The following is a 21,539-nucleotide window of genomic DNA, read 5'->3' as shown; positions in this document are numbered from 1 at the left end:
GTCTCCAGACACGGCCGAGTTTGTCCTGCCACGCGCGCAGGCCAAGGCGCAGGCCATCGCCGGCGAGGCCAAAAAGAAGGGTTATGCTGCCCAATAACCTTCTGTTTTATTTTTTCTGATTTTTTTGTCGAAAAAATGTTCTTTTTTGGCAGTATTGCTATTCTAGATTAAGCCATATTTACTTACAAATGAAAGCGGTTCTGAGAAGGGCATCAATTACATCAATTAGAGTTATTATTATCCTTCTTGCCCTATTGATTCTGCCCCTCCTCTTAGGATCCATCTTTGCATTGGATGCTCAAGCTATTGGCTCTGAAGACGATAATTCGTCGGAACTGACCATATTTGCTCGGGATATGGATGGGCACGACTTGATTGGAAAGCATATCGAATTGTTATACAAAGACACACTTGTTGATAGCGGCTTTGTTCCACACACATTCACACTCCAAAATTCTTTGGAATATCGGATAGGAATTGCTGATTATGGCCGGTATACCTTTGATCATTGGGCAGATAATGGGTCTGTAGATAGGTGGAGATCAATAACCGTGACGGATGATACTCAGTTGATGGCGATCTATCGAATCATTATGGACGCTCAACAACTCTCCGGTTCTACTATCGGTTCTGCAAATCAATCAAATGACAATAACAATGAAAATGGTGGTAATATCGTATTTAGAGGGGGAGGAGGTAGAGCTGTAATAATCTTATCGCCAGAAGGTGCTGAACCTGTAAACCCTGGCAACTTTGGTGTGTATGGTGCGGCCGTAGGTCGTCCTACATCTGTAGAGATCGCAATTAAAAATCCTACCACTGGCCATGGCACTAACTATCGACCTGTAACGCCCATAGCGGAAAACGATTTTTCAAAATGGTCGTACTCTTTTGCGATAGACGACTTGAATATGACTCAGATCAATGTAAAGGCTGTTTATTCAGATGGAAGTGAGAGACACGCCTCTGTAGAGGTATATTATTATGTTTTGGCGGCAAATATGCCTCAAAGTTCAAACGGAAGCACAATCGCCAGCAATAGTTTGAGCGGCTCAAATGGTCAAAGAATCACTCACTTTCCGTTATCATCTTCCGTCGGAGTAATTGGCCAAGGTATTTCTAATACAGGCAATGCACACGCTTTAATCAAATCTTTGCAATCAGGTGATCAAACTCTGCAACATTTGCCATCTTCCACAAACTCGACAGATTTCATATCCCACACAGTAGCTTTCTCCAATTCAACAAATAGGAACAATAATACTGATGCCAATAGTATTACAGGAAATCCTTCAGACAATACGCGTATATTGGGAATCTTATCTATTTCTGGCTCGGTCGCCCTGGTCATTGCCGCATTGTTATTCTACACTAGAAAACCCACGCCTAGTCTGTCGTTACTGTAGATTTACTGTGAAAATGCAACTCGACGATTTCGTCATTAAGAGTAATCTGTGATATGAACTCTCCTGAAAACTCAATTTGATGCAGAACTGTACAGCGACAGACACACTGCGTTTACTTGCGCTATCTGCTATAGCTGCAAATGGCTGTGATGTTAGGACACATATATGTATGCGTGTCTGTGTGCGGCATCTGTTGTATTTTTTCTGACAAAAATTAAACAATCTTTTCTTCTAAAAATTTTGGGAGGCCGGGGCGGGGAGGAGTGAAGTAGGAATTACTTTCAGATACTATGCTGCTATATGGATGGTGGCGCCAATTATTGGCGAAGCATTGTGAATTTGCGGAATGTGTGTGCGAGTTTTCAGATGAGTTCTACATCAAAAATAATAAAAGAACCGGCTAGCTGACGCTCACGGTGGCCGAGCCCGAGGCTGTCAAGCCGCCTGCGGAAGCCGAGGCGTTCACCGTGCTTGACGCGCCAGGCGTGGCCGCCGGCGTAAAGACAGCGCTTGCCGTGCCGGGCATAACTCCAAGGGTGCCTGCCGCCGGGTTGAGGAGCGACCACGCAAACGCCAGGCCGGTAAGCTGGTTGCCGTACGCGTCGCGGGCAACGGCAGTCAGAGTGGCCGAGTTCCCAACGGACACTGTAGCGGTGGCGGGCGAGACCGACACGCTTGCAAGGGCCGCTGGCGCCACCGAAAACGCGTTGCTCGTCGCAGACTTGGCGTTGTCTGAAACGGTGATGGTGGTGTCGCTTCTGGCATTGAAGAGCCTTGCCTTGAACGTGTGGCTGCCTGCGTCTGCCAAAGTGAACGTGTACGCGGCTGGCAGCACGTTTGCGTGGCCCGCCGGGCTTGGGCCGTTGTTCGTGGTAATGGCCACAGTGCCTGCATAGTCGGTCTTGACCCTTCCGCCTGCGTCGAGTGCCGTCACGGTGAACGAGAACTCGCCTCCTGCCACCTGGTTTCCTATCTGCGATACGACAAAGCGGTCAAGCGGGCCCGGGCCTGACGCCGACCTGAAATACGCCGTCACAGCCGTCGTCCCTGCAGAGTCCAAAGTCACGGTGCGGGTTCTGCCTGCAGCAGTGCTACTTCCGCCGTCTCCCCACCTGTCAAAGACGCGGTCGCCATAGTCTGATACAGTCACCGTGTAGGTGGCGCCCTGGCTGCCTGCAAAGTTGAGAGGCGTATAGCCTGACTGCAACTTGGCGCCATCGGAGGAGCGACGGATGGTCGTCCACATGTGGAGCACGCTGCCGTCATCCTGCGCAATTGCGTTTACCGTCAGAGTCGCGCCCTGCGCAGCCAGCGTCCTGTAGTAGGCAGTCACCGTGACGTTTCCAGAGACGGCCACGACCCTGCTCCTGCTGGTGCTCCCGTCCTCCCAGCGGTCAAACACCCTGTTGGAGAAATCGGATACAGAGACGACGTACGTCGAGCCGGTCCTGACGCTGACGGCCGCAGGCGTGTAATAGCCGCTGTTGTTGCTGTTCCCATCCTTTACATTCACGTACATGCCCGTCAATTCGCTGCCCGATGCGCTGTCGGCCGACCTGACCGTGAGGACGGCCGCCTGGGTGGCCGGCGGTGTCTGCAGGGTTCCTTCAAGCCTCGCCTCCCCGACGACTGCATAGATCTTGGCAAGCCTCCCTGCGTGCGCAGGCTGCTCTCCTACTAGCTTCCACACCGAGCCGTTTTGCGACGGCTGGATGGCAAGCGCCTTCATCTGAAATCCATAGTCGTTCCTCTCTGTCTCCTTGAACATCCTGCCAGAGATGTTGACCTGGCCCAGGTCCATCCTGTCGTTCACCCGTATGTTCCCGTCGGCGCGGACCGTGTACCTGTCCCCGCCGAACTCGAGCGTGCCTGTCAGGAACGCCCTGGCATGGCGGTTGTTGCCGTTGCCATCGCTTTTGAATACAGAGCCGCTCAGGGCCAGCACGGCGTCCGATGTCTCCACCTTGCCGCCGCCGTTGCCACCGTTGCCCTTTACTACTGCGAGCCCCTTGGCGCTTATCTTGACGGCGTTTGCAAGCAAGATGGGCGAGGAATTGCCACCGGCCTTTTCCTCATCACTATCATCGCCGTCGTCGTCTCCTCTTGATTCCTGCCTGATCTCCTTGATAAAAGCCGCAACCCTGTTATGCTCCTGTTGCTGCTGCTGTTTTTTCTTCTTCTCCCCTTTGCCTTCACTGCTGTGGCCGCCGCTGCCGTCGTCGTTATCGGCCCACGCGGCGCTTGTCGCAGCCGCTCCTGCCAAGACGGACATGGCCAGGGCGGCTGCAAGCGCAACCGCAACCACCATCGTGGCGACATTTTTGTTCATAAGATTCTTGCATGAAATTTTGCTAAAAAGCCCTATGCAGGGGCTGACTAGAGCGCCCAACTAGCGTGGGATTCAAGAGAGAAAATGAAAGAGGTTTTGGCAAGAATTGGTTTCTCGAAAGAGAGCGGTGAGGGAAAAAAGAAGAGAAAGAGACTTACTTAACCGAACAGGGAAGACAGACCCTCGAGGGCTTCTTCCTCTTTCTTCTCGTCCTTCTTTTCTTCCTTGGCCGGAGCCGCTCCGCCTGCCGCTGGCGCAGAAGCGCCGCCTGCCGGAGCCGCCGCTGCCACTGCCACCGGCGCCGCCTTCAGTGCCTCCTCGATGTTTACCTCGGAGAGGGCTGCGACGAGGGCCTTGACCCTCACGTCGTCTGGCGTCACGCCTGCTGCCTTGACAACATTCTTGACATTATCTTCACTGATATTCTGCTTTAGCTTGTGGAGAAGCAAAGCAGCGTATACGTATTCCATTGCAAGAGGCGATCCGCCAAGCACCATATTTGAACTTAACGACGGCCGGCGCTACGGCGTGATGGGGAAGGAAGGCGAAACAGGCTGCCTGCCTGCTTGCCACTGCTATACCGTCATCCCGGAGCTGTGCGCCGAAGCACGTATGCGGCCGTGACTGCCACGGCCGCAACAAAGATTGCGGCGACTACTGCCATGAACGGGTACAGGTTGACTGTGAGCCACGGCACTTCGACCTCCGCCTGCATGGTCCCAAGCAGCTCGCCGGCGTCCGACCTCGCCTCCACCAGCAACACATGCTTTCCCGGCTCCGTGAACGGTATCTCGGCTCTTTCAAGCTTTAGCTCGCCCGGCCCGAGCTCCACCACCCTCGACGATTCGTAAGCGACCCTGCCTGCCCTGTCCATGTACAAGTAGTCCAGCACCAGCAGCTCGGGCTTGCTACCTTTGTTTTCAAGCTGGACGAGCACGGCGGCCACAGCCTTTCCAAAAGCGCCCTCGTCCGTCTCCACGCCTTCGAGCGTCATCCTGGCTTTTACTTCTTTTCCTGCCAGCACGATCTCGCCGTACGCCACAGGCTTGGTCGCAACGTAAAGCCTGTCTGAGAGCCTTACGGTTACGCTCTTGTTCTTTGAGAACTCCTCGATGAATCCGGTTGCCAGCGGCTTGGCGTCGTCACCTACCGCCACTGAATCGGCAACCGCCGCCTGGGCGGCAACACTTGGGGCGACTTGCTCCTGTTGTATCCTTCCTCCACTGCCGATCACCGCCTTGTTGGCGGTAATGGCATAGGTGGAAAAGTGCTCAAGGTGTGCCACGTACACGTACTGGCCGTCAACAGGGCCTGCGGGGTAGTCGATAGCGCGTGCCGGCAGCCAGCCGCCCGTGCCTTCGTCAAGGAGGCTCACCGACATCACCGGGACCCCGTTTGAATCTCTCTGCACCCTCTGCTGGCTCGCCCACGAGTCAGAGATCGCAAACGTGAACGTCGGGGGGCTCCTGTAGTGTCCTGCGGAACCCGGGTCGGGCCCCGAAAAGCTCCCGACCCACTCAAAGTCCACGTACATTGCCTTGAAGTCGGCCTGCGGCTGCTGCGCGCCGGCCGGCGGCGAATCGATGATCGCCATCACCATCGCAAAGTCTGCCGAGCTTACGCCGGGCACGTACTCTACCTTCATCCAGGGGACGTTGCTGTGCTCCGATGCCTGCGGCGTCCTGGACAGGTCGACGGGCACGACCACGGGCATGTTGGCCGGCACCTGCGCCACCCTGGCCGTCAGCATTGCGTCGTCGCCGGGCAGCTGCGGCGTGGGCGCCAGGTTCACCTGGTAGATGGGAAGCACCATGGCTACCCTCGACGGGTCGGGGTAAGACTCCCAGCCGCTGACGGAAAGGACGGGCGGGTTGAGCTGGTTGACCAGCTGGCCCGGGGTGAGCATGGTGTAGGTGCCTGCGACCGGCGTTCCCGGCAGGGGCTTTACCGCCGCCGCGTCAGACGAAATCATCATGTTCAGGGCGGGCACCAGGCTGCCGGGCGGCGGTGCCACCGGGGCTGCGTTCCATGTCCATCCTGCGCGGCTGTCAGCCACGACTGCGGCGTCGCCCGCGCTCCTTCCAAGCACGGCAGACCTCGCTATGCCGTCGCCTATCACAAGGGCGTCTGCAGGGGCAGGCGGGGGCACAAACTCGCCGCCAAGCGCCACCGACTCGTTAAAGTGCAGTATCTGGTTGCAGGCAAACGGCGTGCAGTCCTGCAGGCCAAGCGGCTCGGCAAAGGCCCTGTCCCAGTGGACAGAGACGCCGGCGAACTGGTCGGCGGCCCCGACAGAGTCGCGGATTATAGTTCCGCGGCTGGCCGCCAGCGCGTCTGCAAATCCCAGGCTGTCGGAGACTGCTTTTTCGCGCAGCGCGTGCCCTCCTGCTCCGTCCGACGCGGCGACCGAATCCTGCAGGCGCACAACCGACGGCCGGATGCCGAGTGCATCTGCCACCCCTACCGCCTCGCCGATGTTGATGCCCGGGCCGATGGAGGCCGAGTCGGCAAACCCTGTCCCATCTGATATCTTTACGCCGACGGTTCTGGACGCGGCAGCGTCCGCAATGTCCACTACTGATGACGTGGATCGCGTGGGGAGCGCAGCCGCCTCTGCCACCTCTGCCCTGTCCACCGGCGACCTGAAAGCCGACCTTGATTCGCCTATGGCGACAACGTCTGTCGCCGTGACCACATTGGAGGTGCCTTTTTGCGCAGACGGGGCATCGCTCAGCGCCACTATGTCTCTGGCCCTGCTGTCCCGCACAGGCGGCCCCTTCTCGCCTATGGCGACAGTGTCTGATGCCACCACCTCGTGGTAGACGCCTCTCTCGACAAGGGGGCTGTCAGACAGCACCATTGTGTCCCTTGCAGAGCCATCTCGCAGCACCTTTTCACCAAACTCTAGCTCGTCCCTTGCGCGCCGGTCAAGCTGCCTGTTTTCGCCTATGGCGACAATGTCGGTAGCGCTCACCGGGCGGAAGACGTTTGCCTGCACGATGGGGAGGCCGTCTGAAATCGCCATCACATCTTTTGCTCTGCTGTCCCGGGCAGGAGCCCTCTCGCCTATGGCGACTACGTCGGAAGTGCTTATCTGGTGAAATTCGTTTGCCTGCACGACAGAGCTATCGGACAGCACCATTACATCCTTGGTCGCGCCGCCCCGCAGCACCTTCTCGCTCAGTGCAAGGGAGTCTTGCGCCGGCCTGTCCCTGACCGGGGCCTTTTCGTCTAACGCCACTGCATCGGTAGCGCTCACCGGGCGGAAGACGTTTGCCTGAACCGTGGGGGCATCGCTCAGCGCCATCACATCTTTTGCGCCGCTGTCCCTGACCGGCGCCCTCTCGCCTATGGCGACGGTGTCCGCCGCCGACCTCCCGTTTGGCTCTGCGCTTGCCGCAAGCGGCAGGCTGTCCTTTGGCGATCTAAAAGGCGCGGTCTTTTCCGCGATATCGACCGTGTCGGTCAAAGTGACGGTGTTGCTGAGGGCGTACGCAAGCGAGCCTGTAAAGATCAGGAGGGAAACAAGAGATGTACAGAGCGCCGCCTTTCTTCTGGACTCAATATTAAGTCACTATTGTCCATGAGACGCTTATGGTGTCGCCCGGGGCAAGCGTTGTTGCCGTTATCGTGGATTCAGCGATTATGAGCGGGCCAGCCACCGTCGCAGACGCGGTGCCGCTTGCAAGGGCCAGGCCGTTTACGGTTATCGAGCTGCCGCTCATGTTGGTGAGGACCGGCGTTGTGTCTGTGAACTGGCAGGTCCCTGAAGCCGGCGCCGTGCCGTCGTTGACTATGGAGCATACGGTGGCGCGGGTGGACTGGACAAAGTTGTTGGTCGTGTCAAACGTCCCCGTCCCCCTCAGCTGCCCTGCCCCTGCGGTGGCGCTCACCGTGATTATAGAGCCTCCTGCCTGGTACTGCGCCGGGAGGGCGCCAAAGTCGGTGATGCACCTTCCGCCGGACACCACGCCAGATATCGCTCCGCCGCCAGAAGGAGACGTGCAGTCGGCACCGGTTGGCCTGTTGGTGTTAGGAGTGCCGCTGATGAACTGTATCCACCACGTCGGGGCCGCCACGTTTGGAACGGCCGGGGTGGTGCCTGTAATCTGGCTCGTGCACCTGTTCTGCTCAATGCAGAACCAGATGGCGCCTGCGCTCGTGATGATGTTGTGCGTCTTTTGCTCCGATTTCAGGTTGCCTGCGCTGTCATGCACCCTGATGATGACCTCGTCGTTTTTCAGGGCGCTGCTGATAGAAGAATCGATCAGTTTGGCGTCGCTGACCGGCGCCACGCCATTCCCTCCCTCATTGTTGCTCATGCCGATGCCGCCGTTGCCGGCACCGATCAGGTATCCCGAGACGCCTGCCGACAGCAGGGCCAGCGCTATGACCGAAGGTAACACTATCTGGCGCAATCGCGACAATTGTATTTTATTCTATAATGGCCTAATATATAAAAATTCTATGGTCCAAAAGCCGACATGCACGATTTCTGCTTTCTTGAGGAAGAGGAAAAGAAAGGCAGACAGGCAAGCAAGCAGGCTAGCCCCTGTCCTCAAGTTCCATCGAGTCAGTGACGTTCACGACGTGGTTGCGAGGGGCCTTTGCGGTCTGGGAGGGGCTGCCGCCGCCATCCGTTGTTTCAGCCGGCGCCGGCACCGTCGTCTGCGGCCCTCCACTGCTGCCGGCCATCAGCACCGCAGCGGCAGTAGTAGCTGCAATTGCAACGGAGGCAATAGCGACTGCCAGGATGACCAGCAGCCTGGTTTTGTTCATCGCTCTTGAGGCGCCGCACTAGCACTTTTCCTTTTCGGTAGTTTCTTGAGACATCATGGCCTGCGTTTGGGCCTGCTCAAAGGCGGTTTCCTGCAAACTGCCGTATCCGTCTCTCATTGTTGCATGATGAGAGAATAGAATAAAATAAAATTTGTAGTGGACTGGGTGGGATTCGAACCCACGACCACCTACGTTTCCCCTGCCACGTCCGCATGCGCAGCGTGTGGCATGCAAGGCAGGTATTCTACCGGACTAAACTACCAGCCCACAGCGTAAAACCGAGAAGTTGATAATTTAAGTCTATTCGAGGCCCTGGAGCAGGCCGTCGGCCTTCATCTTTTCAGCGTGCGCCGAGATGTACCTCCATATGATGTCTGCCTTGTCCGACTGGAAGTCCCATGGCGCCACCAGCACAAGGTCGTTATCGCGTATCCACATCCTCCTCTTTATCTTGCCTCTGATTCGGCACGTGCGTACTTTGCCGTCTGTACATTTTACAATGATGTTGTCGCCGCCGACGAGCTTGATCACGCGGCCCAAAAGCTCACCCTGCTGGGGCAGAACCATCTCCTTCAGCCCTGATTCTGAAAGTACCTTTTTCTTGCCTATTTTGGGTCCCGGCAATTATGTCGCAATATCAGGTTAAAAATCTAACTATGTCATGCGGCTTTGTTTAAAAAGTCGGAATTTGTGCTTGCAGATTTTGCGTGTATGGCCTTATTTGAGCGTGGTCGAGTTACTTTTTAAACAAAGCCTATGTCATGCTACACAATTAAATAACGCTCCACGTTTTGAAACAGACGGGCCGTTAGCTCAGCTTGGTGGAGCGTTCGACTGATAATCGAAAGGTCGAGGGTTCAAATCCCTTACGGCCCATTCCTGCATAGCCTGCAAACCGCTTCCTTCGCTTGGCTGTCGAGCAGATGTTTTTCATATCCGGCCGGCCCGGCCAGAATTGCGCTGCCCATGGTAAATGATGAAAGCATTGATCCTACAGATGTGCCCTCAAGAAAGAAAGACCTTCGTGGGATGCTGTGCAAAAATCAAGCTTGCACAAAGTCTGACTCGTCTGAAACAGTCGCGGAGGATACCTCTGGCAGTTCTGTAAGCTGTTCGACTGATTGGGCATCGCCCTCCACAATCAGCGCGCCAATTCTGGGCAGATATTTTGCCTTGACCAGTTTTTTCTTGGTCTTGCGCTCGACGTTTGCAATAATATTGTCAACAGCTGCCTGATCCACAGAGCTGGTTGCGGACTGACTCTGTTGAACTTTATTTTTGCCTTCGGAAGGTTTCTTTAGTATGAAAACTGCCTTTACATCCTCTTTGGCATCTTTGGCTACCGCGATCCTCTTCTTGAGCCGCGGGTCGATCTGAGTCATTGCCTATTGCGACCTCTTGATGATGGACATATCGCATGCCCTGTATTTATTGATGATAGTCAGGGTTCGAGATTCTCCTTGCTGGCCTTCCTTTTCCTATGCCATCTTTCTAAGCGCGGTCAACGCCGCCTCTGGCCTGACCAGTCCAAAACCATACCGTCCACGTGTGTCACTAGGCAGCAATTTGCATGTAGTCTGTATAGCTCGTTCCACCTGCTCTACAGTCGCATTAGGCTCTGCGCCAAAGAGTATGGCAGCCACTCCGGCGACGTGTGGAGTTGCCATTGACGTTCCATCCATTGACTGTACCCCTCCATGTGGCCTGGCGGAAATAACGTCCACACCCGGTGCTACGACATTTGGTTGATCAGGCTCGACGGGCCTTTGGAACTTGATGCTGCTTGAAAATTCTGCGACTCTGTTGTTTGCATCGATTGCTCCGACTGACAGGGATTCAGAGTAGTTTCCCGGAGATCGGCTCGTGCCCCTGCCCTCATTTCCGATGGCAATTACGGGCAAGGCTCCATTTTCACGAAGCCTCTGGACGACGTCAAGGAAGACTGGAGTGTAGCCTCTGAAACCAAGGGACATGCTGACCACCCGAACATTATTCTGAAGGCACCACTCCAGTCCCGTGAGGACTCGAATTATTACCTGGCCGCCTTCAATCACAAGAGCTGAAAACAAGTCGCATTTTGGGGCGACGCCAATAGCCATTCCATCCACTTCTCCTCCGCATATCGTTCCGGCCGTGTGGGTGCCATGCTCGCCACTATCGTATGCTTTCTTGGATATCGGATGGCTGTCATCGATGATGTCTCCGCTTTCGTCAGTCTCTACAAAGGCCTTCAGCCTTCCGCGAAGAGCTTTGTGTTTGCCATCTACGCCAGTATCAAGATGACCTACCCTCACCCCTTTGCCGTCCAGCCCGCTCTCCCACAATTTCTTGACAGATAGCCGCTTTAACCCCCAAGTCAGGTCCCCCTTTGCGGTCGCAAGTTTCTTTGCCACCGGCCGGATAAGCGAAAATGATTCTGTTCCATGGATGCTGGCTCCCGCCTGTTCTGTCTTTTTTGCACCCTCTCTGTCCATATACCCGATATACAGCCCGAGCCTCGGAAAATACTTGTATGGCTCTGGCTCCTTCCTGCTTTTCTTTGCCCTAGCATTATTTGCTGATAGTCTAGCACCCATGGAAGTGCCTGCGGTTCCGGGCCAAATCGTTTCTGGAACACTTGACATAAAGTTCTCTTCCAATTTCTTTGAACTTGCTGCTGCCAATCCGCCTGTTCCGTCTGACGCAGACGCCTTGCTTCCCGGCCTTGGGTTAACAATCACAAGTGCAAAGCCCAAGTTTTCCATGTACTTTGCTGCTACGGAATCCAACAGCTGCTATAACTAAATTAACTATAAAAGTATACTGGATAACATCTTAAAGCCTGTTATATATGGGATTCCTTACATGAAACCGCCTCATTTCCACCGGAACACGAAATTTGTCCTGCGAGGCACCCTCTTACTCCTTCCAAATCCTCCTGAAAAAGCAACCATAAAGCATGAAGGGAGTGGCTTGCAAGCCGCCCATGGGCTTCAGCCGTTGATGGTTTCTAAATCCTTCGTCGTTTTGAATCCCTCGTGGTCGCATTTCTCATGGGTTTGCACGCCGCTATAAAAAAGGCGAAAAACCCGGGCTTATAAAATAAAATCTGACACCGCGTCACTTTTTTTCGGTTTGTGGGCATGAACCTCATATCTAGATGTGATATTTCTTAAGCGCAATGAAATCGTCGATCTTTGCTTCGGGCTCTCTTGGCGCGACGCTCTTGGCGGCGCTGTTCCTCGCCGCACCGGCGTTCATGAGCGCAGAAGCTACCGGAAACAACAACGGCAGCAACAATAGCAGCGGTACACCGGGATACCTGAAAATCGGCTCGACTTGGACCGGAGTTGGAAGGTGGTTTGACGGCAAGGCAGTCGTGTCCATCATGGAGTCCAAGCTGAAGGTGAAGGAGGACATACCGACTGACGGCAGGCACGGCGCGTTCGGCTACGCGTGGCTGACCTCAGGCTTTGACAACGTCCTTGTAGTCGTGACGCACCTCGGGATAGACGACAGCAGCCACGAGGACCATGAAAGCGGGTTCCACGCCCACGTGCTCGACCTGAAGGCGGCCACGCCTGCCTGCGCAGGGTACGACGCCGAAGTCGACCTCCCCGGCTCGATGGCAAACGCCGGCTTTGACAAGGACTATGACTTTGAGATACACGGCAGCAAGCTGAAGGTCAAGAACGTGCCAACTTCCGACCTTGGCGACACTGGCGTTGAGGCGATAGCGGCGTTCACGGTCAAGCCAGTGCTTGACAGCGGCGGCAACCCGACCAACCTCTGCGTGGACGTGGTGGAGAACCCTTACGGCCTCTAGGCAAGGGTTCCCTTCTTCTTCCCTTTTCTTTTTCCTACCTGTACTTACAAAAGAGAGATAGAAGGATCACCGATAGCCCTTAAATCCAATCTCCTGTACATGGCAGGCGTATTGGTGCTGGAAGAAGGGCAGCAGCTGCTCATGCAACAGGCCGGCCTCCTGATCACCACCGTGCTTGTAGTCGTCGCCGGCCTCATCATAATGTGGATAGTAGTGTCGATCCCTGTGTGGATAGCGGCCAAGATAGTGACGGCCGGAAAGGCGCGCTTTTCGCGGGCCATGCTCGTCACCGCGGCGGGGCCCATCGTCTACGGGCTGGTGTTCTTTCTTTCAAGCGCCGCCCTTTCGGCGACCATAGGCGTGCAGTTCCTGGTGGCCGCAATATCGTTCGTCCTTGCGTTTGCCGCCTGGATAGGCGTCTTCAAGGTGGGCTTTGACACCGGCTGGTTCAGGGCGCTAGGCATTGCCATCCTTGCGACCATCGTGTTCATAATAATCGGGGCCATAGTCACGGTAGGGCTGCAGGCGATAGTGCCCGACGCGCCGCAGATAACGCCCTTTCCCTCATTTTAGCCTGCAGGGGCTGGCGACGATGAGGAGGACGGCAGCTGTCTCAGCTGCTTCTCCGCCCAGTCTATCAGCCCTGAGAGGTCTTTGGCCGCATAGTCTGCGCCCTCCTCTGCAACCGCCTGGAGCGCCTGCGGCACCAGCGCGGCCACGCGCAGCTCGCCCTTGAGCCTGCCCCTCATCGTCCTTGCAGTCGAGGTGAGGAACTTGAGCGGGCCCTCGCCGGAGGAGAAAACGCAGACTAGGAGGAGCCCCCGGCGCGCCGCCCACGACCTTGAAATGTACCGCTGAAAGTCGATGTCAAAGAACGGGTCGATCTCTTGCTCGACGCTCCCGACGTGGCGCGACTCCCACCCGAGTATCTGGAACGCAATGGATGCGCTCTTTGACAAAAGCGCCATGTCGTCTGTGCCTGCGACGCAGAGCGTATGCACGTTCATCCTGGGCTCGGCGGGGTGGGCGCTGAACTTGATGAGGTCGGTAAGCTCGGACATCATTGCGGCAAGGTGCGCGCGCTCGGTCTTGCCTATCCTCCCGCGACTGTACAGCTCGCCTGCCGTGCTTGCCGCGGGCAAGAGCACGTCCGTGATAATCTTCACCTGGTCGACGTTGGAGTTGAGCACGCTCACCAGCAGGCGCCTTGCCTGCCCCTCGTCGCCGGCAAGCGCAAACTCGATGAGCCTTTGCTGCACCTGCGTATAGTTTATGGGAAATTCCAGGTCAGAGATGCCGCTCTCTAGAAACCACACGTTGACGCTCCCTGTCTTTTTCTTTCTCACAAGGCCCATCGCGTGCATGATGTCCAGGTACTTTGTGATGGTCATGCGGTTGATGCCTGCCTTTTCGGCAAGCTCTATGCCAGACAGCCCCATGCCGGCGTTCTGCTGCAGCGCGTCGACTATTTTCCGCTTGACCTCGTCGAGCGTGTAGCGCCGGTACATATGCTGCAGCAACAAATGACCTGCCCGCAGGATAAAACCGTTACCTGCTGCCACTGCTGCTGTTGTGCTGCCTCTTCCTCTGCGGCAGCTTTCTTGAATTCGAGATGAGATCCGTCAGCGCGTTGAACGCCTTGCCCACCTGATCCATTTTCACGAGCATTATCGTGTCTGTGTAGCAGCTGACCGTGTCTTCGATGTTGATGTGGCGCCGGGCAAGCTGGTTGTAGAACGCTATGGCGCACCCCGGCGTCTTGATTATCTCCTCCGGGCTGTGCACTATGATGGCTGCGAGGTCGTCTTCCACTTCCAGTATCTCGCCCTGCCCAAACATGTCCTTGACGCCTGCCAGCAGCACGTCGTCAAACACGAGCGTTATAGACATTATGCTCTCTGAAACCGAGATATAGTTGTCGACGTTCTGCGTGAGCGACCTTGCGACCTTCTCTATCGTCTTTTTGCTCTTTGCGGCCGACAGCTTGGCAACGTCTGTCTTGACGCTGACGGTGCTCCCTGCAAGTATGGCCGCTATCGGTCTCTCTGGCACGTCGTAATCGCGCCGCGACCTCTTCAGCGCGGTCACGATGCTCTCGACGCTCGTGTTCCTGCCAAGCATCTGGTCTATCTGCGGCTTGATTATCCTTGCCAGCGCGCTGATGTTGCAATAGTCGCGCTGCAATGAATCCTGGAAGGAAAGGTCGTTGCTGACCACTTCTTTGACCGCGTTTGTGATGGATTTATCGCTGACCAGCATCGGTCACTATCACCTTGATTTAGGTCAATCCTGACCAAAAAATATAAATGTAGTGCTTGGAACGAAATGCGCGTTCATGCCCAAAGTCGCCCTGGCGTACTCCGGCGGACTGGACACCTCCGTGTGCATCCGCTACCTGCAAAAGCTCCACAAGATGGACGTGGTCACCGTGACGGTAGACTGCGGCCAGGACGACGACTTTAAGGAGATAGAGCGGCGCGCAAAGGCGATAGGTGCGATAAAGCACGTCTACGTCGACGCCAGGCAAGAGTTTGCGCACGATTACGTGGCGCCAAGCATCAAGGCAAACGGCCTGTACCAGGGCAAATACCCGCTGGCGACTGCGCTCGCCCGGCCGCTGATTGCGGCAAAGACGGTAGAGGTAGCAGAAAAAGAGGGCGCTACTGCCATAGCGCACGGCTGCACGGGCAAGGGAAACGACCAGATACGCTTTGACGTGACCACGCGCGCCCTCAACCCCGAATTAAAGATAATCGCCCCTATACGCGACATGAACCTGACAAGGGACGTCGAGATAGAGTACGCCCGCAAGGAGGGCATACCCATTAGCACCGAGGCCAAGAAATACAGCATCGACCTCAACCTGTGGGGGAGGGCGGTGGAGGGCGGCAACATCGAAGACGCCGATTTCGAGCCGCCAGAGGACGCGTTCCAGTTCATAGATTTCAAAAACGACAGGGCCGGTTACCTAGAGCTAGAGTTTGAAGCCGGCGTTCCAGTCGCGGCAGACGGCAAGCGCATGCCGCTGATAGACCTGATACAGTACGCAAACGACAGGGCGGGCGCGCACGGGGTCGGCATAGTCGACCACATCGAGGACCGCGTGGTCGGCATCAAGTCGCGCGAGGTGTACGAGGCGCCTGCAGCGGTGGCGATAATAGAGGCGCACAGGGACCTGGAAAAGATGATCCTGACAAAGCACGAGCTATCCTTCAAGAGGATGGTCGACGAGCAGTGGAGCTGGCTGGCGTACGCCGGCCTTTGGCAAGACCCGCTGCGTTCAGACTTGGACAGGTTTATCGACGCGACGCAGGCCCGCGTCAGCGGCACGGTGCGCCTGAAGATGCACCGGGGATCGCTTCGCGTGGTCGGCAGGGAGTCGCGCTATTCCCTGTACAAGAACGACCTGGCGACGTATGCGGCCGGGTCGACCTTTGACCAGAGCCTGGCAAAGGGCTTTGTCGAGCTGTGGGGCCTCCAGTCGATAATCGCAAACTCGGTTATCGACAGCCAGGCTTCCGGAGCCGGCAAGAAACAGCAGCAACAAAAGCAACAGGAAAAACAAAAAGGTGGAAAAAAATAGAATGGTAGCAGTAGTAAAAAAAAATGCCAGGAATGCGGAGCCGAGATCAACATCCCGGAAGACGCGGTGTCAGGCGAGATAGTCACCTGCCCGGACTGCGGCGGCGACTTTGAGATCACCAAGGCCGCGGACGGCAAGGTTGAGCTCAAGCCCGCAGAGACAGTTGGCGAGGACTGGGGACAGTAGTTAGTAGGCAGGTATAGGACTGATGACCGAAGTCTGCATCATCTACGACAAGGTGCGCTTTGAGGAAAAGGCGCTCTACGACAAGGCTACCGACAAGGGACTGAAGGCGCAGCTTGTGGACGCCAAGTCGATAACCGTAGGCACCGACAGCAAGCGCGCCGACTTTGCGCTTGGCGACGTGATAATGCAGAGGAGCGTCAGCCACTACCGCGGCCTGTACCTCACCGCGTGCCTCGAATTTTTAGATTATCCCGTCATCAACAGGTTCCAGGTGGCAGAGACGTGCGGCAACAAGCTCGTCACGTCGCTCGTGCTTGCCAAGAACCACATACCTACGCCAAAGACGAAATTTGCGTTCTCGCCCGAGGCCGCGATGGAGGTCATACGCAAGCAGGGCCTGCCGCTTGTGCTCAAGCCCATAGTCGGCTCGTGGGGCAGGGGCGTGTTCCCGCTGCGCGACGAGGAGACTGCAAACATGATAATCGAGATGAGGGAGGAAAACGACAGCCCTCTCTCCCGGATTTACTACGTGCAGGAGATGATAGACCGCCCGCCCCGCGACATACGCTGCATCGTGGCCGGCGACCAGGTTATCACTGCAATATACCGCTATTCTGCCGAGACAGAATGGCGCACCAACGTCGCCCGGGGCGGCAAGGCCGAGCTTGCGCCGCTAACAAAGGAGCTTGAAGACATGGCGCTCAGGGCCGCATCAGCGGTAGGCGGCGGCATACTCGGCGTCGACCTGATGGAGGACAAGGTAAAGGGCCTGGTGGTGCACGAAGTAAACAACACCGTCGAGTTCAGGGGCGCCGCGACCGTCTCCACGACTGACATACCGGGCGCCATGATCGATTATGCGGTCAGCCTCGTGCGCAAATAGGGGCCTTCCTCTCACCCCCCTCTTCTCTGCCTGCCGTAGCCAGCGTCCTGTTTTTAAGCGCGCCAGGCGGCATATATCGTGTGCAATGGAGAACGACAAGCCCTTTTTCCAGGTGGTGCAGGAGCGGCGCTCGATCAGGGCGTTTGAAAAAGATGAGCTACAGGACTATGACGCCGTGCTTGACAGGATATTGCAGGTGTGCGACATGGCGCCCTCGTCAGGCGGGTTCCAGTCGTTTGAAATCTACCGGGTGACAAGCCAAGAGACAAAAGAAAGGCTGGTCCCTGCGGCCCGCGACCAGGCGTTCATAGCAGACGCGCCCCTGGTGCTCGTGTTCTGCGCCAACCCCGCTCGCTCTGACTTCAAGTACGGGGAAAGGTCGAAACTTTTCTCGGTGCAGGACGCGACTATCGCCGCGGCGTACGCCCAGCTGGCCGTGCAGGCGCTCGGGCTGGCGACCGTATGGGTCGGCGCGTTTGACGAGGCCCGGGTTTCTGAAATACTAAAGCTGCCAAAGGACCAGAGGCCGGTGGCGATACTGCCTGTCGGCCGCGCAGGCGAGCGGCCAAAGGACAAGTCGACAAGAGGGGCGCAGGATCTGCTGCACGCCGCCTAGCCGCGCCTGACCAGTTTCGGCCACAACTGACCCTTATTGGGTCAATTATGTCCAAAAAATATAAATTAGTATTTTCAAGGCTCTCTTCTCAAAGATGTACATGACAGCAACAATCATCATGGTGGAGAAGGAGGACGTTTCTTAGATGAAGGTTGGAGTCGTTGGAGCCTCCGGATACGTCGGGGGCGAACTGCTCAGGCTGCTCGTCACTCACCCCAAGGTGGAAGTGAACATGGTCACCTCGAGGCAGAAGGCGGGCGAGTACGTGCACAGGGTGCACCCGAGCCTGAAGGGATTCATCGACCTCACGTTCTCGCCCATGGACATGGCCAAGCTCGCAGACACGTGCGACGTCGTCTTTACGTCGGTGCCGCACGGCAAGGCCAACAAGATAGTGAAGGACCTCTACGACAGGGGGACCAAGATAATCGACCTGTCTGCCGATTTCCGCTTAAAGAACCCCAAGGACTATGTCAAGTGGTACGGCTGGGAGCACCCGTTCCCGGACATGCTGAGCAAGTCTGTGTACGGCGTGCCCGAGCTCCACCGCGAAGAGATCAAGAAGGCACAGCTGGTGTCGTGCCCTGGATGCATGGCAGTCACATCGCTCCTGGCGCTCAAGCCTTTGATCGAAAACAACCTCATCGACACCGAGCACGTGGTGGTGGACAGCAAGATAGGCTCGTCGGGCGCAGGCGCCAAGGCAAACGCAGGCACCCACCACGCAATGCGCTACGGAGTCGTGAGGCCGTACAAACCAGCCAAGCACCGCCACACCGGAGAGATAGAGCAAGAGCTCTCTGCTATTGCAAAGAAGCAGATCAAGGTGAGCATGAGCCCGCACGCAGTCAACATAGTCCGCGGGATACTCACGACCAACCACACGTTCCTGAAGAAAAAGGTGGAGGAGCTGGAGCTGTGGAAGATGTACCGCAACTCGTACAAGGGCGAGCCGTTTGTGAGGCTAATCCGCGACAAGAAGGGCCTCTACAAGTTCCCGGACCCCAAGTTCGTGGTCGGCTCGAACTTTTGCGACGTAGGCTTTGACATAGACGAGGACAACCAGAGGATAGTGGCGCTGTCTGCGTCTGACAACCTGATGAAGGGCGCCGCCGGCTCTGCCATCCAGGTGATGAACGTGATGTTTGGCTACGAGGAGACCGAGGGGCTCAAATACACGCCCCTGACCCCGGTATGATAGTCGTCAAGATAGGGGGGAGCGTGGTCGACGGGCTCCACCCCTCGACTCTGGCAGACATCAAGGCGATAGCCGAGAAGGAGAAACTCGTCTTTGTGCACGGCGGCGGCAAGGAGGTGACGTCGACTGCGACGAAGCTTGGCAAGGAGCAAAAGTTCATCGTGTCGCCCGGCGGCGTGCGGAGCAGGTACACGGACAAAGAGACCGCCGAGATATACACGATGGTCATGTCCGGCAAGATAAACAAGGCAATCGTGGGGATGCTGCTGCGCCAGGGGATAAAGGCGGTCGGCATCGCCGGCATCGACGGCGGCATACTGAAGGCAGAGCGCAAGAAAAAGCTGATAATAGTCAACGAGAAGGGCAGGAAGATGGTCATTGATGGTGGATACACAGGCAAGATAAACGACGTCGACCCGTCGCTTGTCAACAAGCTGGTAGAGGCCGGCTACGTGCCAGTCGTCTCGCCAATCGCGCTGAGCGAGGACTTTGACTTCCTCAACGTGGACGGCGACAGGGCCGCGGCGTACGTGGCAGGCGGCATCAAAGCCGACAAGGTGATATTCATAACAAACGTCAACGGCCTGATGCTCAACGAGAAACTTGTCACGTCGCTGACGCTGGAGCAGGCCAAGGACGCGCTGCCCAAGATAGGCTTTGGCATGGAAAAGAAGGTGCTTGCATGCACAGAGGCAATAGAGATGGGGGTCAAGGAGGCCATCATCGCTTCCGGCCAGGTGGATAACCCCGTGTCGTCTGCAATCGCCCACAAGAACTGCACGGTGATAACCCCGAAATGAACGGCGAGGACAACTATCTCGGCACGCTGTACCAGAGGTTCCCGGTCAACGTCGCGCGGGGCAAGGGTGCCCGGCTGTGGGACACGGCAGGCAAGGAGTACATCGACTGCATGGGCGGATACGGCGTCGCGCTCGTCGGCCACTGCAACGACCGCGTAGTCGCTGCTATCAAAAAGCAGGCAGAGACGCTCATCACGGCGCACATGTCGGTCTACAACGATACGCGCCTTGAATTCATGAAAAAGATGGCCGCCATCGCGCCGGAGGGGCTGTCCAAGATGTTTTTTACAAACTCGGGCACCGAGTCGACAGAAGCTGCATTAAAGTTCGCAAGGAAATTCACGGGCAAGCACGGCGTCATCGCCATGAACGGGGCGTACCACGGCAAGACCTTTGGCGCGCTGTCCGTCACATACAACGAAAAATACCGAAAGTCGTTCATGCCGCTGCTCGACGGAGTCAGGTTCGTGCCGTACAGCGACCCGTCCAAGCTCGAAGATTCCATCGACGAGACGATAGGGGCGGTGATACTTGAGCCGATACAGGGCGAGACCGGCATAATCGTCCCGCCGGACGACCTGATACCGAAAATCCGCGAGATCTGCACCCGGCGCAACATCGTGCTGATATTTGACGAGATACAGGCCGGGCTTGGCAGGACAGGCAAGATGTGGGCAGGGCAGAACTGGTCCACCACGCCGGACATAATGTGCCTGGCAAAGGGCATCGCCGGCGGCGTCCCGATGGGCCTGGTGCTGACCCGGCCAGAGATAATGGACTCGATAAAGCTGGGCGAGCACTCGTCCACGTTTGGCGGCAGTCCTCTTGCCTGCGCCGCCGGCTCGGCGACCATAGACGCGCTGACGCAGGACGGCCTTGTCGACAATGCCGCCAGAATGGGCAAGATATTCAAAGAAAAGCTGGCCGCCCTCAAGGAGAAGCACAAGATAATCCGGGAGGTCCGCGGCCTTGGCATGATGCTTGGCGTTGAGCTGCGGTTCGAGGTCAAGGACGTGCTCTTTGACGGAATCAGTCACGGGCTCCTGATGCTGTACTCGGGAAGAAACATCATACGCCTGCTTCCGCCACTTGTCATGGACGAATCGACGGTTTCCCGCGCAGTTGAAATAATGGACGCGGTACTGACAAGGGAGGAACAGAGGAGAAATGTCAGCTAGCAACATCGACGAGACGGACGACAAGATAATCCGCATACTGCAGGCCGATTCCCGCAAGGCCTTTGTGGATATTGCAAACGAGATAGGGCTCTCCGAGTCGGCGGTGCGCCGCCGGGTCAAGAACCTTGTCGACTCGGGCGTCATCAAGCGCTTCACGATAGAGCTGGGCGCAAGCGACAAGACAAGCGCCATAACCCTCGTCTCGGTGAGCTCGACTGCGGACACGTCTGCCGTCTCGCAGAGGCTGATGAAGCTTGCAGGCGTGGAGGTCATTTACGAGATAACGGGCCAGTACGACATTGCCGCCATCATCGCGGCGCCTGCCATAGGCGAGATAAACAAGTGCATCGACGACATACGCAAGATAGAGGGCGTGTCAGACACCAACACCGTGATCATACTAAAGACTATGAAGTAGCAAAAGTGCCTGAAAGAGGCGCCCTATTGTGGTAGTGGCCGAGTAGAGAACAAGCTTGTGAAACCGTGGCACCGGATCTCCGGCAGGGGTGTTTCTGGTCGCGCCGCTGCCTGCCAGACGTTCTATATATCTACTCGATAGAAAAGATATATACTACGTGCATTGAATCAGGCGGTGATGAACAAGGCGATCATAGCTGGTATCGCCGCCGGTATATTGGTAGTGGGGCTTGTTTTTAGCCCGCTGTTCAACGGGAACCCACTGTCTGCAGCAACGGCTGCTAATGGCGGCATGACGCACAAGGTCACCCTGATCGCAAACGAGAACGAAGTCATGGTAGCCCCAGACAACGCTCTCC

Annotated in this window: 20 protein-coding genes, 2 tRNA genes and 1 pseudogene; 12 read left to right on the top strand and 11 right to left on the bottom strand. The window is 56.6% G+C overall.

All coding sequences use genetic code 11. The features are described 5' to 3' along the window. Positions 1-188 precede the first annotated feature (188 nt). Positions 189-1,406: a hypothetical protein gene (locus tag WKI84_RS10275; protein ID WP_337863461.1), complete on the top strand. Its 1,218-nt coding sequence runs from the start codon at positions 189-191 to the stop codon at positions 1,404-1,406. A gap of 400 nt (positions 1,407-1,806) precedes the next feature. On the opposite strand, the gene WKI84_RS10270 is transcribed toward WKI84_RS10275, so the two are convergent. The 7 genes from WKI84_RS10270 to WKI84_RS10240 form a co-directional block, all read right to left on the bottom strand. Then, complete coding sequence (locus WKI84_RS10270; protein ID WP_337863460.1) at positions 1,807-3,735, bottom strand: hypothetical protein; 1,929 nt, start codon at positions 3,733-3,735, stop codon at positions 1,807-1,809. 158 nt (positions 3,736-3,893) lie between these two features. After that, the gene (gene rpl12p / locus WKI84_RS10265) at positions 3,894-4,232 is read right to left on the bottom strand and encodes a 50S ribosomal protein P1 (protein ID WP_337863459.1); all 339 of its coding nucleotides are present in this window, start codon (positions 4,230-4,232) and stop codon (positions 3,894-3,896) included. Between the two features lie 86 nt (positions 4,233-4,318). Next, positions 4,319-7,204 (bottom strand): hypothetical protein, encoded by a 2,886-nt coding sequence (locus tag WKI84_RS10260; RefSeq protein WP_337863458.1) that lies wholly within the window; start codon positions 7,202-7,204, stop codon positions 4,319-4,321. A 97-nt stretch (positions 7,205-7,301) separates the two neighbouring features. After that, positions 7,302-8,141: a hypothetical protein gene (locus WKI84_RS10255; protein WP_337863457.1), complete on the bottom strand. Its 840-nt coding sequence runs from the start codon at positions 8,139-8,141 to the stop codon at positions 7,302-7,304. A 139-nt stretch (positions 8,142-8,280) separates the two neighbouring features. Then, a complete protein-coding gene (locus WKI84_RS10250) occupies positions 8,281-8,514 on the bottom strand; it encodes a hypothetical protein (protein WP_337863456.1) in 234 nt (77 codons plus the stop codon). Positions 8,515-8,671: 157 nt separating this feature from the next. Continuing rightward, positions 8,672-8,781: transfer RNA gene (locus WKI84_RS10245), tRNA-Ala, on the bottom strand. A gap of 33 nt (positions 8,782-8,814) precedes the next feature. Beyond that, entirely contained in the window at positions 8,815-9,138 is a 324-nt protein-coding gene (locus WKI84_RS10240) for a translation initiation factor eIF-1A (RefSeq protein ID WP_337863455.1), read from the bottom strand. Positions 9,139-9,316: 178 nt separating this feature from the next. Between WKI84_RS10240 and WKI84_RS10235 the strand changes: the two genes are divergently transcribed. Continuing rightward, positions 9,317-9,390 (top strand) — tRNA-Ile (locus WKI84_RS10235). A 167-nt stretch (positions 9,391-9,557) separates the two neighbouring features. Here the strand turns inward: WKI84_RS10235 and WKI84_RS10230 are convergent. Both WKI84_RS10230 and WKI84_RS10225 read right to left on the bottom strand, forming a co-directional pair. After that, positions 9,558-9,896 (bottom strand): hypothetical protein, encoded by a 339-nt coding sequence (locus tag WKI84_RS10230; RefSeq protein WP_337863454.1) that lies wholly within the window; start codon positions 9,894-9,896, stop codon positions 9,558-9,560. A gap of 96 nt (positions 9,897-9,992) precedes the next feature. Then, entirely contained in the window at positions 9,993-11,282 is a 1,290-nt protein-coding gene (locus tag WKI84_RS10225) for a S8 family serine peptidase (RefSeq protein ID WP_337863453.1), read from the bottom strand. A 392-nt stretch (positions 11,283-11,674) separates the two neighbouring features. Here WKI84_RS10225 and WKI84_RS10220 point away from each other — a divergent pair, with 392 nt between their 5' ends. Further along, complete coding sequence (locus WKI84_RS10220; protein WP_337863452.1) at positions 11,675-12,319, top strand: hypothetical protein; 645 nt, start codon at positions 11,675-11,677, stop codon at positions 12,317-12,319. Positions 12,320-12,418: 99 nt separating this feature from the next. Continuing rightward, positions 12,419-12,892 (top strand): hypothetical protein, encoded by a 474-nt coding sequence (locus WKI84_RS10215; protein ID WP_337863451.1) that lies wholly within the window; start codon positions 12,419-12,421, stop codon positions 12,890-12,892. On the opposite strand, the gene WKI84_RS10210 is transcribed toward WKI84_RS10215, so the two are convergent. Next, positions 12,889-13,881, bottom strand: a complete 993-nt coding sequence (locus tag WKI84_RS10210; RefSeq protein WP_337863450.1) for a B12-binding domain-containing protein — start codon at positions 13,879-13,881, stop codon at positions 12,889-12,891. The two genes, WKI84_RS10215 and WKI84_RS10210, sit on opposite strands and share 4 nt — an antisense overlap. After that, on the bottom strand, positions 13,868-14,578 hold the full coding sequence (locus tag WKI84_RS10205) for an ACT domain-containing protein (RefSeq protein ID WP_337863449.1): 711 nt from the start codon (positions 14,576-14,578) through the stop codon (positions 13,868-13,870). Before WKI84_RS10205 ends, WKI84_RS10210 begins: the two co-directional genes overlap by 14 nt. 52 nt (positions 14,579-14,630) lie before the next feature. Here WKI84_RS10205 and WKI84_RS10200 point away from each other — a divergent pair, with 52 nt between their 5' ends. From WKI84_RS10200 to lysM, 8 genes and pseudogenes are all read left to right on the top strand, one after another. Next, positions 14,631-15,902 carry an argininosuccinate synthase gene (locus WKI84_RS10200; RefSeq protein ID WP_337863448.1) on the top strand — a complete coding sequence of 424 codons (1,272 nt, stop codon included), beginning with the start codon at positions 14,631-14,633 and terminating at the stop codon, positions 15,900-15,902. Between the two features lie 27 nt (positions 15,903-15,929). Beyond that, positions 15,930-16,088: pseudogene (locus WKI84_RS10195) on the top strand (alpha-aminoadipate/glutamate carrier protein LysW); the annotation flags it as partial. Between the two features lie 22 nt (positions 16,089-16,110). Next, positions 16,111-16,971 (top strand): lysine biosynthesis protein LysX, encoded by an 861-nt coding sequence (lysX, locus tag WKI84_RS10190; protein WP_337863447.1) that lies wholly within the window; start codon positions 16,111-16,113, stop codon positions 16,969-16,971. A gap of 85 nt (positions 16,972-17,056) precedes the next feature. Further along, the gene (locus tag WKI84_RS10185) at positions 17,057-17,587 is read left to right on the top strand and encodes a nitroreductase family protein (protein ID WP_337863446.1); all 531 of its coding nucleotides are present in this window, start codon (positions 17,057-17,059) and stop codon (positions 17,585-17,587) included. Positions 17,588-17,732: 145 nt separating this feature from the next. Beyond that, positions 17,733-18,785: an N-acetyl-gamma-glutamyl-phosphate reductase gene (gene argC / locus WKI84_RS10180; protein ID WP_337863445.1), complete on the top strand. Its 1,053-nt coding sequence runs from the start codon at positions 17,733-17,735 to the stop codon at positions 18,783-18,785. Beyond that, complete coding sequence (locus WKI84_RS10175; RefSeq protein ID WP_337863444.1) at positions 18,782-19,585, top strand: [LysW]-aminoadipate/[LysW]-glutamate kinase; 804 nt, start codon at positions 18,782-18,784, stop codon at positions 19,583-19,585. Before argC ends, WKI84_RS10175 begins: the two co-directional genes overlap by 4 nt. Continuing rightward, positions 19,582-20,763 (top strand): acetylornithine/succinylornithine family transaminase, encoded by a 1,182-nt coding sequence (locus WKI84_RS10170; RefSeq protein ID WP_337863443.1) that lies wholly within the window; start codon positions 19,582-19,584, stop codon positions 20,761-20,763. The genes WKI84_RS10175 and WKI84_RS10170 overlap by 4 nt, the downstream gene beginning before the upstream one ends. Beyond that, the gene (gene lysM, locus WKI84_RS10165) at positions 20,753-21,181 is read left to right on the top strand and encodes an HTH-type transcriptional regulator LysM (RefSeq protein WP_337863442.1); all 429 of its coding nucleotides are present in this window, start codon (positions 20,753-20,755) and stop codon (positions 21,179-21,181) included. Before WKI84_RS10170 ends, lysM begins: the two co-directional genes overlap by 11 nt. The last annotated feature ends 358 nt before the right edge of the window (positions 21,182-21,539 follow it).

This window comes from Nitrososphaera sp. (assembly GCF_037447015.1).
Lineage (GTDB): Archaea > Thermoproteota > Nitrososphaeria > Nitrososphaerales > Nitrososphaeraceae > Nitrososphaera.
Note: the sequence above shows the minus strand (reverse complement) of the source record. Positions and strands in the feature narration are given on the sequence as shown.

What these genes read in the sequence shown, in the direction of transcription:
- WKI84_RS10205 (WP_337863449.1), bottom strand. Translation starts at nt 14,578, where the DNA reads ATGCTGGTCAGCGATAAATCCATCACAAACGCGGTCAAAGAAGTGGTC.
- WKI84_RS10275 (WP_337863461.1), top strand. Translation starts at nt 189, where the DNA reads ATGAAAGCGGTTCTGAGAAGGGCATCAATTACATCAATTAGAGTTATT.
- WKI84_RS10215 (WP_337863451.1), top strand. Translation starts at nt 12,419, where the DNA reads ATGGCAGGCGTATTGGTGCTGGAAGAAGGGCAGCAGCTGCTCATGCAA.
- argC (WP_337863445.1), top strand. Translation starts at nt 17,733, where the DNA reads ATGAAGGTTGGAGTCGTTGGAGCCTCCGGATACGTCGGGGGCGAACTG.
- WKI84_RS10270 (WP_337863460.1), bottom strand. Translation starts at nt 3,735, where the DNA reads ATGAACAAAAATGTCGCCACGATGGTGGTTGCGGTTGCGCTTGCAGCC.
- WKI84_RS10170 (WP_337863443.1), top strand. Translation starts at nt 19,582, where the DNA reads ATGAACGGCGAGGACAACTATCTCGGCACGCTGTACCAGAGGTTCCCG.
- WKI84_RS10220 (WP_337863452.1), top strand. Translation starts at nt 11,675, where the DNA reads ATGAAATCGTCGATCTTTGCTTCGGGCTCTCTTGGCGCGACGCTCTTG.
- WKI84_RS10185 (WP_337863446.1), top strand. Translation starts at nt 17,057, where the DNA reads ATGGAGAACGACAAGCCCTTTTTCCAGGTGGTGCAGGAGCGGCGCTCG.
- lysX (WP_337863447.1), top strand. Translation starts at nt 16,111, where the DNA reads ATGACCGAAGTCTGCATCATCTACGACAAGGTGCGCTTTGAGGAAAAG.
- WKI84_RS10175 (WP_337863444.1), top strand. Translation starts at nt 18,782, where the DNA reads ATGATAGTCGTCAAGATAGGGGGGAGCGTGGTCGACGGGCTCCACCCC.
- lysM (WP_337863442.1), top strand. Translation starts at nt 20,753, where the DNA reads ATGTCAGCTAGCAACATCGACGAGACGGACGACAAGATAATCCGCATA.
- WKI84_RS10250 (WP_337863456.1), bottom strand. Translation starts at nt 8,514, where the DNA reads ATGAACAAAACCAGGCTGCTGGTCATCCTGGCAGTCGCTATTGCCTCC.
- rpl12p (WP_337863459.1), bottom strand. Translation starts at nt 4,232, where the DNA reads ATGGTGCTTGGCGGATCGCCTCTTGCAATGGAATACGTATACGCTGCT.
- WKI84_RS10230 (WP_337863454.1), bottom strand. Translation starts at nt 9,896, where the DNA reads ATGACTCAGATCGACCCGCGGCTCAAGAAGAGGATCGCGGTAGCCAAA.